This is a genomic window from Blastococcus sp. SYSU DS0552, assembly GCF_054050815.1.
This window is the reverse complement of record NZ_JBJHAB010000018.1, coordinates 37,204-50,308: the sequence shown is the minus strand read 5'-3', so window position 1 is coordinate 50,308 and position 13,105 is coordinate 37,204. Positions and strand designations below refer to the sequence as shown.

Genomic DNA, 13,105 nt, shown 5'->3' with positions numbered 1-13,105 from the left:
TCAGCGCAGGTCGAGGCGCATGAGCACGCGCGGGAAGCCGTTGAGGACGGAGCCGGTGTCGGCGGCCTTTCCGAACCCGGCGCGCTCGAACAGCGCCCGCGTGCCCACGTAGGCCATGGTGAGGTCGACCCGCTGCCCGTCGTTGTCCACGGGGTACGCCTCGACCGCAGGGGCCCCGTGCGCGCGGGCGAACTCCACGGCGCCCGCGACCAGGTGGTGGGCCAGCCCCCTCCCCCGGTGGCCGGGGCGCACCCGGACGCACCACAGCGACCAGACGTCGAGGTCGTCGATCCGCGGGATCCTGCGGTTGCGGGCGAAGCTCGTGTCCGAGCGCGGGTGGATCGCCGCCCAGCCCACCACCTCGCCGTCGTCGTACGCGAGCACCCCCGGTGGCGGGTCCTCCCGCACCAGCTGCCGCACCCGCTCGCCGCGCGCGGGCCCGACCAGCTCGCGGTTCTCCTTCGACGTCGGGAGCCGGTAGCTCAGGCACCAGCACACGTTCGCGTCCGGCCGCTTCGGGCCGACCATCGTCGCCACGTCGGCGAAGCGGACGGCCGGCCGCACCTCGATCGCCATGCGGCGATGGTGGCACGGCCCACCGACCACCCGGCCGGCCGCGAGCTCACACCGCGCGATCGGCGCGGTGAGGGGGTCGTTCCCGAGAGGTCACACGAGCGCGGCCACGCGGAAACGGCCGGTTCCTAGCGTCGGACGCCACGAGGAGCCGCCCGTCGGGCGGCCGGGGAACCGAGGGATGCGCCCATGACCACCACCCCCACCGCCCGCCCCACCGGCGAGCTGGCCGCACGGGCCTCCGCCCCTCCCGCCGCGGCCCGGCGCGGCCCCCGCTGGATCGACGACTACGACCCGGAGGACCCGCGCTTCTGGGCCTCGCCGCAGGGCCGCCCGGTGGCCCGGCGCAACCTGGCGTGGTCGGTGCTCGCCGAGAACATCGGGTTCAGCGTCTGGCAGATGTTCAGCGTCGCCACCGCGGTGCTGGCCTCGATCGGCTACGGATTCACCAGCGACCAGCTGTTCTGGCTGGTCGCCACCGCCGGCCTGGTGGGCGCGATCATGCGGGTGCCCTACACCTTCATGCCGGCGCTGGTCGGCGGCCGGAACTGGACCGTGGTCAGCGCCGCCCTGCTCTTCGTCCCGGTCACCCTCCTCACGATCGCCGCGACCACCGGGCAGCCGTACTGGTTCTGGGTGCTCACGGCCATCACGTGCGGCTTCGGCGGGGGGAACTTCGCCTCGTCGATGGCGAACATCTCCTTCTTCTACCCGGACAAGGAGAAGGGCTTCGCGCTCGGGCTCAACGCCGCCGGCGGCAACATCGGCGTCGCGATCATCCAGCTCGTGGGCCCGCTGGCGGTCACCCTCGGCGCGCTCGCCGTCGTGGGCGGCAGCACCGGGACGACCGACGGCGGTGAGGCCCGGTACGTGCAGAACGTCGCGCTGATCTGGGTGCCGTTCATCCTGCTGGCGGTCGCCGGCGCGTGGTTCGGCATGAACAACCTGTCCGGCGCGAAGGCGAACGTCGCCGACCAGGCGGCGATCGCACGCCGGAAGCAGACCTGGGTGATGTCGTTCCTGTACATCGGCGCGTTCGGCTCGTTCATCGGCTTCTCCGGCGCCTTCCCCCTGGTGCTGGCCAACGAGTTCGCCGCCGACACCTACCGCTACGCCTTCCTCGGCCCGCTCGTCGGCTCGCTGTCGCGGCCGTTCGGCGGCTGGCTCGCCGACCGGGTGGGCGGGGCGCGGATCACCGTCGTCACCTTCGTCGGGCAGGCGGTGGCCATCGGCGCGGCGATCGCGTTCCTGCGCGCCGGGAGCTTCGGCGGCTTCCTCGCCAGCTTCCTCGTGCTCTTCGCCGTCGTCGGCATGACCAACGGCTCGACCTACCGGATGATCCCGATCATCTACCGGGCCGAGGCGGCCGCCGGGTACCCCGGCGACAGCCCGGCGGAGGTCCTCTACCGCGCCCGGCGCGACACCGCCGCCGCGGTCGGCATCATCTCCGCGGTGGGCGCGCTGGGCGCCGTCTTCATCCCCCGGGTGGTCTCGGAGTCCTACGGCGCCACCGGCGGCGTCGAGACGGCTCTGCTCAGCTTCTGCGGCTTCTACGTCGTGTGCGTCGCGGTGACCTGGTTCGTCTACCTCCGGCGCGGCACGCTGATGCAGCGCGCCGGCGTCTGACGAACGACCCGGCGCACCGCCGGGTCCGCCCTCCAGGGGCCGGGCCCGGCGGTGGGCCGTGGCCCCAGCGGGTGAGCCCGCCCCGTCCCGGGGTGCAGCGACACCGCCGCAGCGACGAAGATCGCCGGGTGACCGCAGCCGAGGAGACCAGCACCGGGCGCGCCCTCATCGAGGCCGGGAGCCCCGTCGCCGGGTCGATGAGCGGGGCGGCGGCGACGGTCGTCTTCGAGCCCGCGGCGGCGCGGGTGCAGGTGGACGACCGGTTCGCCGCTGTGCTGCGCACGACCGCGGAGGACGCCGCCGGCGTCTCCGGAGCGCGGGAACGGGTGCGGGCCGGTGCCGCGCTGGCGTTCGCGGTGGAGCACGCGGTGACCCTCCACCGCGCCGGCCGGGCGATGCGGACCGACGGCTTCTTCACCGCCCGCCCGGGCAACCGCCCGGTCGCCGACGAGCTGGCCGAGGCCGTCCTGCGCGCCGCCCGCTCGTCCACCGACGAGCGGCGGGTGCGCCACCTCGGCTACCTCCTGGCCGAGGTCGCCGTCTCCCCCGACATCGACGCCGAGCTCGTCGGCCGGGCGCTGCGGCTGATCGGGACGCTGGGCTGGCGGCAGCTCGCGCTGCTCGCCGCCGTCGGCCGGCGGGACCGGGTGCCGCTGCCCATGACGCCGCTGGACGACGACCCCCGGGGATGGGCGGCCTGGGGCGCGCGGGAGGACGTCGCCGACCTGCAGCGCGCCGGCCTCCTCGACCCGCCGCCCGCCCGGCCGCGTCCCGGCGGTGCGGCGCTGCCCCGGCCGCGGATGGCCGACCTGCGGCTGACCCGTCGGGGCGTGCTGGTGCACCGGCTGCTCGCGCTGGAGGTGCTGCGCGAGGACGCCGTGACCGCCGCCCTCGCCGAGCTGGGCCTGCCCCGCAGCTGACCCGCGGCGCATCGTTGCCGATTCGTTACCGGATCCGGTGGTCCGTTCCACTCCCCTGACGCGTCTACAGGGCAGAGGGACGGAAGGGAGGCCGCGATGCCCGGGAAGCACGACCAGCGACCGGAGAGCGCCGCGCTGATCGCCGCGCGCCAGCTGGCCGAGGAGGCGCGTCACCGCCGGGCGGGGGGCGATCTGCGCCGGCGGCGGCAGCCGGCAGCGGTGGCGGCGGCTGGAGCGGCATCCCGCGGACGGGCACCGGGAGCGCACTAGCCTCGCCGTCGCGCGACGAGCACCGTGTCCGGAACGGGGTTGCCGGTCCGCTGGACGGCCCCCGCGTCACGGTCCCGGACCGCGGTGACGATGTCCGCCCACTCCCCCGGGTCGAGCGCCGCCGCGACGTCCTCGGCCGTGTAGAGCACGCCGGGGTCGTGCGTGTGGGTGTGCCCGTGACCCCACCCCTGACCATGGAGGTGGCCGACGACCAGGAGGGTGCCGCCCGGCGCGACGGCGGCCGCGAGGCGTCGGAACACGCCCTCCCGGTCGGTCCAGCTCGCGTGCAGGTAGTGCGCCGTCACCAGGTCGAACCGGCGCTCCGGCGGTGCCCACCCGTCCAGGTCGGCGTGCAGCCACTCGATCCGGCCGTCCAGGCCGCGGGCGCGGGCAGCCTTACCGCCGCGCTCCAGCGCGACGGGCGAGAAGTCGACCGCCGTCACCCGCCAGCCCCGCTCGGCGAGCCAGAGGGCGTCGCCGCCCTCGCCGCTGCCGGCGTCCAGCGCGGTCCCGGGCGCCAGCCCGGCCGCCTCGACCACGAGCTGTCGGTTGGGGCGACCGCTCCACACCGCCGGCGCCGAGCGGTACAGCTCGTCGTAGGACTCCCGGTCGACGGCGCTCATGCGGCCACGCTCCGCTTCGCGGCCACCGCAGCCGCGGTGTCCTCCTCGATCAGGTCCGCGTTGATCATCGCGCCGGCCCGCAGCCCCTGCGCCGCCGCGACGATCACCTGTGCGCTCAGGTCGCCGGCGTTGCCCGCCACCCACACGCCGGGCACGTCGGTGCGCCCGGTCGGGTCGGCGGGCAGGTGGGTGCCCAGCACCGTTCCGTGCATCTCCATCGGCACCGGCACGGCCCCCAGGTCGGCGACCAGCTCGGCGTTGGCGACGAAGCGCGGCGCGACGACGACGGCGTCGCGCTCGACGACCTCCCCGGAGGCGAGCCGCACGTCCGCTGCCCCCTCCAGACCGGCGACCTCGCCCCGCACGATCCGGACGCCGCGGGCCGCCAGCCGCTCGAGCTCTTGGTCCGTCGGCTCCGCGCCGGTGTGCACGAAGAGGGTGACGTCGTCTGTCCACTGCCGCCACAGGTTCGCCGCGTAGGCGCCCATGGGGCCGGTGCCGAGGATGCCGACCGCGCGGTCGCGCACCTCCCAGCCGTGGCAGTAGGGGCAGTGCAGCACCGTGCTCCCCCACCGCTCGGCCACCCCGGGGATCTCCGGCAGGTCGTCGGTCAGCCCGGTGGCCAGCAGCACCCGCCGGGCGCGCACCCCCGCGCCGCCCTCCAGATCGAGGGCGAACCGGTCGTCCTCGCGGCGGACCGAGACGACGCGGCCGGAGACGATCTCCCCGCCGTAGCCCTCCACCTCCCCGCGACCGACCGCGTACAGCTCGGCCGGCGGGGTGCCCTCCCGGCCGAGGTAGTTGTGCACGTGCCCGGCCGGTGCGTTACGGGGCTCCCCCGCGTCCACGACCAGCACGCTGCGCCGGGCGCGGGCCAGGGTGAGCGCTCCGCTCAGCCCTGCCGCGCCGCCTCCGATGACCACCACGTCGTATCGCTCGTCCATGCCCGCCACTCTGAACCGGAGTGAGTCCCTGTGGCAACGAAGCTTGCTGCAATGGCAAACTGCACGCCATGACGGACGACGACGTGCTGCAGAACGTGGGCCCACGGCTGCGCGCGCTGCGCAGCGAGCACGGCCGGACGCTGGCCGAGGTCGCCGAGGACACCGGCATCTCGGTGAGCACGCTGTCGAGGCTGGAGTCGGGCGGCCGCCGGCCCACCCTGGAGCTGCTGCTCCCCCTGGCGCGCGCGTACGGCGTGGCCCTCGACGCCCTGGTGGACGTGCCGGCCCCGGCCGATCCGCGGGTGCACGGGCGCCCCATCCAGCACGCGGGCGCGACGATGGTGCCGTTGACCCGGCAGACCGGCGGGCTGCAGGCCTACAAGCAGGTCATGCCGCCGCGCTGGCAGGCCGACAACACCGAGCAGAAGGTGCACGACGGCTACGAGTGGCTCTACGTGCTCTCCGGCCGCATCCGGCTGCGGCTCGGCCCCCGCGACTTCGTGCTGGAGCCCGGGGAGGTCGTCGAGTTCGACACCCGCGTACCGCACGCCTTCTCCAACCCGTTCCCCGAGCCGGCCGAGGCGCTCACCCTCTTCGGCCCCCAGGGCGAACGCATGCACGTCCGCGCCCGCCCTGCGGCGTCCGCTGAGCTCACACGGTGACGACCACGTTGCCGTCCTGCTCGCGCACGGGGTGGACGCGGATCGGTGCGGCTCCCGACGTCGAGGCGCCGTCGCGCCACCGGTAGGCGAACAGGTGCAGCGGGCAGACCAGCACGTCGACGTCGGTCTGCCCGTCGGCGAGCGGTCCGCCGGCGTGCGGGCAGGCCGCCTGGGTGGCGTGCAGCGAGCCGTCGCGCAGCCGGAAGACCGCCACCTGCACACCGCCGGCGACGAACGCCCGGCCTTCGCCGAACGGGATGTCGGCCACCCGGCCCACCACGTGCTCGCGGCCCTGGATCGGCGCGGCCGGCCCGGGCGTGCTGACGCCCGTGGCAGGGCTGCCGGTCTCCGTGCCGGGCGTGGTCGGGCGGGCCGGCTCGCGCGTGTGGTCGAGCCGGGCGGCGGCGGGGCTGCTCAGGCTCATCGGACCGGCACCTTCGGCAGCGGGATCAGCGGGAGCGACGGGCGGAACTGCCCGGGCGTGGCCGGTTCCCTGCCGTCCTGCCCCCAGGGATCGGTGTAGGCGTCGACCGACTTCTGCATGTTCGCGTCGAGGTCGGCGACGATGCCCTCGCTGTCCTCGAGCAGCACGGCCTTGATCTTCTCCAGCCCGATCCTCGGCACGAAGTCGTAGGTCCGCTCGAGCCAGTTGGCGTTCTCCCGGTAGTACTGCATGAAGCGCCCGGCCAGGGTGATGACCTCCTCCGGGGAGCCGACCGTGGCCAGCAGGTCGCCCTTGCGGATGGTGGCCCCGGCGGCGCCGCCGACGTAGACCTCCCACTTCCCGTTGCCGATGGCCACGACCCCGACGTCCTTCACGTAGGCCTCGGCGCAGTTCCGCGGGCACCCGACGACGGCGAGCTTCATCTTCGCCGGGCTCTCGATGCCCTGGAAGCGGGTCTCCAGGTCGATCCCCAGTTGCGTCGAGTCGCCGAGCCCGAAGCGGCAGAAGTCGCTGCCCACGCACGTCTTGACCGTGCGGAAGCTCTTGCCGTACGCGTAGCCGCTGGGCATGCCCAGGTCGGCCCACATCGCCGGCAGGTCCTCCTTGCGGACACCGAGCAGGTCGATCCGCTGGCCGCCGGTCACCTTGACCATGGGCACCTCGTACTTCTCGGCGACGTCGGCGATCTTGCGCAGCTGCGCGGGTGTGGTGACCCCGCCCTTCATCTGCGGGACGACCGAGAAGGTGCCGTCGCGCTGGATGTTGGCGTGCACCCGGTCGTTGATGAACTCGCCGTCCTTCTCGGGGACGAAGTCGTGGCCCCAGATCATCTTCAGCAGCGAGGTGAGCCCCATCTTCGACTTCGCGTCCTCCTTCCCGCCGGGCGCGAGCGTCGCGAAGACCGCGGACACGCTGCGCAGGTCGTGCTCCCGGATGGCCCGCATCAGCTCGGGCTTGGGCATGGGGACGCCCGGCACGTACCAGGACGCCGCGGGGTCCTCGGCGAGGTCGCCGTCGGCGGCCCACTCGACGATCTGCTTCACCAGCGACTTGCACGAGCCGCAGCCCTTGCCGGCGCGGGTGCGGTCCATGACCTCGCCGACGCTGCCGCAGCCACCGCTGACCGCACCGCAGATGTCGCCCTTGGTGACGCCGTTGCAGTTGCACACCTGGCTGTCGTGCGGCATGTCGGCGACGCCCACCTCCTCCGCCCCGTCGGAGAGGTCGACCAGCAACCGGATCCGCTCCTCCGGCAGCGGGGCACCCCGGTCGAACGCCTGGGTGAGGAAGGCGACCTTGCGGGTGTCACCCAGCAGCGTCGCGCCGACCAGCTTGTCGTCGCGGATCACCACCGACAGGTGCACGCCGCGCTTGGGCTCGGAGATGACCAGGAACTCGTCGTCGTCCCGTTCGGGGGTGCTGATCCCCATCACGGCGACGTCGACGCCGGCGACCTTGAGCTTCGTGGCGGTCCGGCTGCCGTGGTACTCGGCGCCGGGGTCCGTGCCGGTGAGCACGTCGGCCAGCACCTTCGCGTGCTCCCAGGCCGGCGCGACGAGACCGTAGACCTCACCGCGGTGCTGGGCGCACTCGCCGATGGCGTAGACATCGGGGTCGTCGGTGCGCAGCTGGTCGTCGACGACGATGCCGCGCTCCACCTCCAGCCCGGAGCGCAGCGCGATGTCGGCGTGCGGCCGCACGCCCGCGGCGACCACGAGCAGGTCGCAGTCCAGCCGCCGGCCGTCCTTCAGCAGCACCCCCTCCACGCGCCCGTTCCCGAGCACCTCGGTGGCCAGGACGTCGAGGTGCACGGTGATGCCGAGGGACTCGACGCTCTTCTTGAGGATCGCGCCGGCCTCGGCGTCGAGCTGGGCGTTCATCAGCCACGGCATGGCGTGCACGAGCTCGACCTGCAGGCCGTGGCCCTGCAGCGCCCGCGCCGCCTCCAGGCCGAGCAGCCCGCCGCCCATGACCACGGCGCGCCGGCAGCGGCCGGTGGCCTCGAGCATGGCCCGGGTCTCGTCGATGGTGCGGAAGCCGTACACGCCGGGTAGCAGGGCGCCGTCGTCGGTCCGCACGCCGGCCATCGGAGGGATGAAGGAGTAGCTGCCGGTGGCCAGGACCAGGTGGTCGTAGGGCGTGACGCTGCCGTCGGCGGCGTGCACCTGCTTGGCCGCGGTGTCGATCCGCTCGATCCGGACGCCGGCGCGCAGGTCGACGCCGTTGTCGGCGTACCAGTCGTGGGAGTTGAGGACGATGTCGTCCTCGTGCGACTCCCCGGCCAGCACCGGCGAGAGCATGATCCGGTTGTAGTTGCCGTGCGGCTCGTCGCCGAAGACGGTGATGCGGAACTGCTCGCCGCCGCCGCGCTCGAGCACCTCCTCGACGAAGCGGGCACCGGCCATGCCGTTGCCCACCACGACCAGCCGGCCGCGGGGATCGGGGTCGTCGTCCAGGTGCAGCGTCGTGGCGGCGGTGAGGCGCGCGCCCAGGATCGTCGTCATCTCAGACCTCCACCAGTCCCAGGTCGACCACGATCTCGCCCGTGACGCCCTCGGGGGCCGCCGCGTGCAGCTCGACGACGGAGCCGCCCACCAGGTCCTCGACGACGCGCAGCGGCACGTGGGTGTCGGCCTTCGCCCCGATCGGGAACCAGCGCATCGGCTCGCCGTCGCGCACCAGCAGCACGTAGACCAGCTCGGTGGTCGCGTTCCCGCCGCGGAAGTACAGGGCCTGGGCGCTGCATCCGGGGGGCACGGTGTAGCGCAGCGCCGGGTCGACGGGGCCGGGCTTGGCCAGCCCCTCGCCGGTGATCGGGAAGACGCCTTGCAGGAAGCGGGGGGTGCTCTTCACGGGGGTTCTCCTGATCGTCGCGGAGCGGGACGTCGTCGAGCGGGACGGCGGGTGCGGAACGGGCGCGGGGGCGGGCCGGTGGCCGGCCGGTCGGGGCTGGGTGGCCGCGGGCGGGGGCGGGATCTGCTCCTCGGGACCGGCGACGCGGGCGACGGCGACGGCGCAGACCTTGAAGGGCGGCATCTTCGACGTCGGGTCGAGCGCACCGGCGTCGGTGAGGGCGTTCGCGCCGGCCCAGTGGAACGGCACGAAGACGACGTCCGGCCGGATCGTGTCGGTGACCTGGGCGTGGAACCGTGCGCGGCCGCGGCGGGTGGTGAGCTCCACGACGTCGTCCTGCGCGATGCCGAGCCGGCGGGCGAGGTCGGGGTGCAGCTCCGCCCGCGGGCTCGGCGCGACCAGCTGGAGGCTGCGCGTGCGGCGGGTCTGGGTGCCCGACTGGTACTGGGCCAGGACCCGGCCGGTGGTGAGCACGTAGGGGTGGTCGGCGTCGGGGAGTTCGTGGGCGTCGGCGTGCTCGACCCGGAGGAACCGGGCCCGGCCGTCGGGGGTGGCGAACCGCTCGGTGAACAGCCGTGGCGTGCCGGGGTGCTCCGGGGCGGGGCAGGGCCAGAAGACGCCGCGCTCCTCGTCGATGCGCCGGTAGCTGATGCCTGCGTAGTCGGCCGCTCCCCCGGCGCTCGCGCGGCGCAGCTCCTCGAACACCGCCTCCGGGTCGCCGCTGAACTTCTCGCCGACCCCGAGGCGGCCGGCCAGCTCGGCGAGCAGCTGGAGGTCGTCGCGGACGCCGTCGGGCGGGTCGAGTGCCCGGCGGCGCCGGATGACCCGGCCCTCGACGTTCGTCATCGTCCCGGCCTCCTCCGCCCACATGGCGCTGGGCAGGACGACGTCGGCCAGCTCCGCGGTCTCGGAGAGGAAGAAGTCGCTGACGGCGAGGAAGTCCAGGTCGCCGAGCCGGCTGATGACCCGGCGCGCGTCGGGCGCGCTGACCGCGACGTTGCTGGCCAGCACCAGCAGGGTGCGCACGCCGCCGTCGCTGCCGAGCGCGTCGAGCAGCTCGAACGCCGACCTCCCCGGCTGCGGGAGGTCGTCGGGATCGACGCCCCAGACGGCGGCGACGTGCGCGCGGGCGGCGGGGTCGGCGAGCGAGCGGTAGCCGGGCAGCTGGTCGGCCTTCTGCCCGTGCTCGCGGCCGCCCTGCCCGTTGCCCTGGCCGGTGATGGTGCCCCAGCCGCTGCCCGGCCGGCCCGGCAGGCCCAGGGCCAGGGCCAGGTTGATCCACGCCTGCGCGGTGTCGGTGCCGTTGCGGTGCTGCTCGGCACCGCGCGCGGTGAGGATCATCGCCTTCTCCGCCCGGGCGAGGGCGAAGACGGTGCGCCGCTGGTCGGGAACGGGCACGCCGGTGAGCCGCTCCACCCGGTCGGGCCAGTACGCGCCGACGCCGGCCCGCACGTCCTCGAACCCGGTGGTGCGGGCGGCGACGTACTCCTCGTCGACCAGCCCCTCGGCGAGCGCGATGTGCAGCAGCCCGTTGGCCAGCGCCAGGTCGGTGCCGGGCAGGGGCTGCAGGTGCAGGGCGGCGTTCCGGGCGGTGGCCGTCCGCCGGGGGTCGACGACGACGTGCTGCGCGCCCCGCTCGCGGCCGGCGTCGAACCACTGCATGGCCGGCGGCATGGTGTCGGCCGGGTTGCTGCCCACGAGGACGACGACGTCGGCCTCGGCGATGTCCGACAGCGGGAAGGGCAGCCCGCGGTCGATGCCGAACGCGCGGTTGGCGGCGCCCGCCGCCGAGGACATGCAGAACCGGCCGTTGTAGTCGATCGCACTGGTGCGCAGCGCGATCCGGGCGAACTTGCCGAACTGGTAGGCCTGCTCGTTGGTCAGCGACCCCCCGCCGAAGCAGCCGACGGCGTCGCGTCCGTGCTCGCCCTGGGTGCGCTCGATCGCGGCGACCACCCGGTCCAGCGCCTCGTCCCAGCCCGACTCCACCAGCGGGCTGGTGCGGTCGCCGGGCACCGCGCGGACCAGCGGGCGGGTGAGCCGCTCGGGGTGGTCGAGCAGCTCGGTCGACGACCAGCCCTTGGAGCAGAGACCACCGCGGTTCGTCGGGAAGTCCAGCGGGAGCAGCGTGGCCGGGCGGTCGCCGGCGGTGACTGCCATCCCGCACTGCAGGGAGCAGTAGGGGCAGTGCGTGTTCGTCGTACGGGAGGTGCGCATGCCCTCGATCGCGGCGGCGGGAGACACGGAGGCGGGCACGGGAGCCAGCCTCGGGGGCGGGCGTTTCCCTTCGTGGACCTCGGCGTCAACGCTGGGTTCCGTCGGCCTCACACCAGGGTGCCCGGCGCTGTGCGGCCGCCACCCAGCATGATCACCGGCAGATCTCACCGACCGAGGGAGAGACCGATGACCGAGCCGGACCCGGCCGCCGACCCCGACAGCCCCGAAGGCCGTGGTGGAGCAGCCGCGGCGGTGCCGGCCGCTCCACCCGGCGCCGGCCGCGCCGGGCTCGACCGGCGCCGCATCCTCGGCGCGGCCATCGAGTTCATCGACGCCAACGGCCTCGCCGCGCTGACCATGCGCCGGCTCGGGGCCCACCTCGGCGTGGAGGCCATGGCGCTGTACCGCTACGTGCCCGGCCGCGAGCAGTTGCTCGACGGGGTCGTGGAGTCGGTCGTGGACGAGCTCTACGGCGACCCGGACGTGCACCTGAGCGCCTCCCACGGCTGGCAGGACTACCTGCAGCGGCTGGCGCACGGGGTCCGGCGGATCGCCCTGGCCCACCCGGAGGTCTTCCCCCTGGTCGCCACGCGTCCCCCCGCCGCCCCGTGGGTCCGGCCGCCGCTGCGCAGCCTCCGCTGGGTCGAGTCCTTCCTCGACGCCCTGATCGACAGCGGCTTCACCGAGGCCGCCGCGGTCGCGGCGTACCGGGCGTACTCCAGTTTCCTGCTGGGCCACCTCCTCCTGGAGGTGTCCCAGAAGGGGGTGAGGATCAGCCCGGAGGACCAGCCCGAGGGGGTGCCCGACGCCGCGGCCGGCACGGACCTGGACGCCTACCCGACCGTCGTCCGCCTCGAGCCCCTGCTGTCGCTCGACGAGTCGGCTGCCGAGTTCGAGGAGGCGCTGGAGAACCTGCTCGGTCGCCTGGAGACCGTGCTGACCGAGGGGCGCGCCCCTCGCCGCGGGGACCCGCGCACCTGATTCCGGGAGCACCGCGCGCCGCGCCGCGAGATGCGTTTACGTCGTAAATGCACGGGCATCGGAGGGGCTGTCCCGGTCTGCGCGAGATGCGACGGACGGGGCATCCCCCTCCACCTCGCCCCCCCCCGGGAGTTCCGCGCATGATCACCGAGCACCAGCTGAGCGACGTCATCGGCAGCACCGCCGTCGGCCCCGACGGCGAGCTGGGCACCGTCGGCGAGGTCTACCTCGACGACGAGACCGGCCGCCCGGAGTGGGCCACCGTCCGCACCGGGATGTTCGGCACCAAGGAGACCTTCGTGCCCTTGGCCGACGCCGACATCTCCGGCACGGAGCTGCGCGTGCCCTACGCCAAGGACAAGGTGAAGAACGCCCCGAACGTCGACGCCGACGGGCACCTGTCCCCCGCGGAGGAGACCGAGCTGTACCGGTACTACGGCCTGGCCACCGCCGGGACCGACACCACCCGCGCCGACACCACCGGCACCGACACCGACACCGACACCGCCCGCGGGGCCGTCGGTCACGACATCTCCGGGCCCACGACCGACGACGCGATGACCCGCTCGGAGGAGCGGCTGCACGTCGGGACCCAGCGGGTGGAGGCCGGTTCCGCCCGGCTGCGCAAGTACGTCGTCTCGGAGAACGTCTCGCAGACCGTGCCGGTGTCGCGCGAGGAGATCCGCGTCGAGCGCGAGCCCATCACCGACGCCAACGTCGGCGACGCCCTCGACGGCCCGACCATCTCCGAGGAGGAGCACGAGGTCGTGCTGCACGCCGAGCGCCCGGTCGTGGCGAAGGAGGCCGTGCCGGTCGAGCGCGTGCGCCTGGACACCCAGACCGTCACCGAGCAGGAGACGGTCACCGGAGAGGTCCGCAAGGAGCAGGTGGAGCTGGACGTCGAGGACACCGACGGCACCCGCCGCTGACCCCGGCCCGCAGTCGGCGGCGTCGGCGCGGCCCCGTGCCCGCCGTCGCCGCCGGACCCCGC

General features: G+C 74.4%; 12 protein-coding genes. 6 read left to right on the top strand and 6 right to left on the bottom strand.

The features are described 5' to 3' along the window. The gene (locus ACI8AG_RS16845) at window positions 1-576 is read right to left on the bottom strand and encodes a GNAT family N-acetyltransferase (protein ID WP_456597931.1); all 576 of its coding nucleotides are present in this window, start codon (window positions 574-576) and stop codon (window positions 1-3) included. 186 nt (window positions 577-762) lie between these two features. Between ACI8AG_RS16845 and ACI8AG_RS16840 the strand changes: the two genes are divergently transcribed. The 3 genes from ACI8AG_RS16840 (at window position 763) to ACI8AG_RS16830 (ending at window position 3,389) form a co-directional block, all read left to right on the top strand. Further along, window positions 763-2,199 (top strand): MFS transporter, encoded by a 1,437-nt coding sequence (locus ACI8AG_RS16840; RefSeq protein WP_456597930.1) that lies wholly within the window; start codon window positions 763-765, stop codon window positions 2,197-2,199. A 128-nt stretch (window positions 2,200-2,327) separates the two neighbouring features. Further along, the gene (locus ACI8AG_RS16835; RefSeq protein ID WP_456597929.1) at window positions 2,328-3,119 is read left to right on the top strand and encodes a hypothetical protein; all 792 of its coding nucleotides are present in this window, start codon (window positions 2,328-2,330) and stop codon (window positions 3,117-3,119) included. A 96-nt stretch (window positions 3,120-3,215) separates the two neighbouring features. Further along, a complete protein-coding gene (locus tag ACI8AG_RS16830) occupies window positions 3,216-3,389 on the top strand; it encodes a hypothetical protein (protein ID WP_456591048.1) in 174 nt (57 codons plus the stop codon). Here the strand turns inward: ACI8AG_RS16830 and ACI8AG_RS16825 are convergent. After that, window positions 3,386-4,012 carry a class I SAM-dependent methyltransferase gene (locus ACI8AG_RS16825; protein WP_456597928.1) on the bottom strand — a complete coding sequence of 209 codons (627 nt, stop codon included), beginning with the start codon at window positions 4,010-4,012 and terminating at the stop codon, window positions 3,386-3,388. The two genes, ACI8AG_RS16830 and ACI8AG_RS16825, sit on opposite strands and share 4 nt — an antisense overlap. Continuing rightward, window positions 4,009-4,956 (bottom strand): NAD(P)/FAD-dependent oxidoreductase, encoded by a 948-nt coding sequence (locus tag ACI8AG_RS16820; protein ID WP_456597927.1) that lies wholly within the window; start codon window positions 4,954-4,956, stop codon window positions 4,009-4,011. Before ACI8AG_RS16820 ends, ACI8AG_RS16825 begins: the two co-directional genes overlap by 4 nt. A 68-nt stretch (window positions 4,957-5,024) precedes the next feature. On the opposite strand from ACI8AG_RS16820, the gene ACI8AG_RS16815 reads away from it, so the two are divergent. Next, window positions 5,025-5,618, top strand: a complete 594-nt coding sequence (locus tag ACI8AG_RS16815) for a helix-turn-helix domain-containing protein (RefSeq protein WP_456597926.1) — start codon at window positions 5,025-5,027, stop codon at window positions 5,616-5,618. Here ACI8AG_RS16815 and ACI8AG_RS16810 read toward each other — a convergent pair. The 3 genes from ACI8AG_RS16810 to ACI8AG_RS16800 are packed head-to-tail and all read right to left on the bottom strand — an operon-like array spanning window position 5,608 to window position 11,172. After that, complete coding sequence (locus tag ACI8AG_RS16810) at window positions 5,608-6,042, bottom strand: Rieske (2Fe-2S) protein (protein ID WP_456597925.1); 435 nt, start codon at window positions 6,040-6,042, stop codon at window positions 5,608-5,610. The genes ACI8AG_RS16815 and ACI8AG_RS16810 overlap by 11 nt on opposite strands. Beyond that, window positions 6,039-8,567: a nitrite reductase large subunit NirB gene (gene nirB, locus ACI8AG_RS16805; protein ID WP_456597924.1), complete on the bottom strand. Its 2,529-nt coding sequence runs from the start codon at window positions 8,565-8,567 to the stop codon at window positions 6,039-6,041. Before nirB ends, ACI8AG_RS16810 begins: the two co-directional genes overlap by 4 nt. A gap of 1 nt (window position 8,568) precedes the next feature. Then, complete coding sequence (locus tag ACI8AG_RS16800) at window positions 8,569-11,172, bottom strand: molybdopterin oxidoreductase family protein (RefSeq protein WP_456597923.1); 2,604 nt, start codon at window positions 11,170-11,172, stop codon at window positions 8,569-8,571. A 147-nt stretch (window positions 11,173-11,319) separates the two neighbouring features. Here ACI8AG_RS16800 and ACI8AG_RS16795 point away from each other — a divergent pair, with 147 nt between their 5' ends. Beyond that, a complete protein-coding gene (locus ACI8AG_RS16795; protein WP_456597922.1) occupies window positions 11,320-12,114 on the top strand; it encodes a TetR/AcrR family transcriptional regulator in 795 nt (264 codons plus the stop codon). Between the two features lie 140 nt (window positions 12,115-12,254). After that, the gene (locus ACI8AG_RS16790; RefSeq protein ID WP_456597921.1) at window positions 12,255-13,043 is read left to right on the top strand and encodes a DUF2382 domain-containing protein; all 789 of its coding nucleotides are present in this window, start codon (window positions 12,255-12,257) and stop codon (window positions 13,041-13,043) included. The last annotated feature ends 62 nt before the right edge of the window (window positions 13,044-13,105 follow it).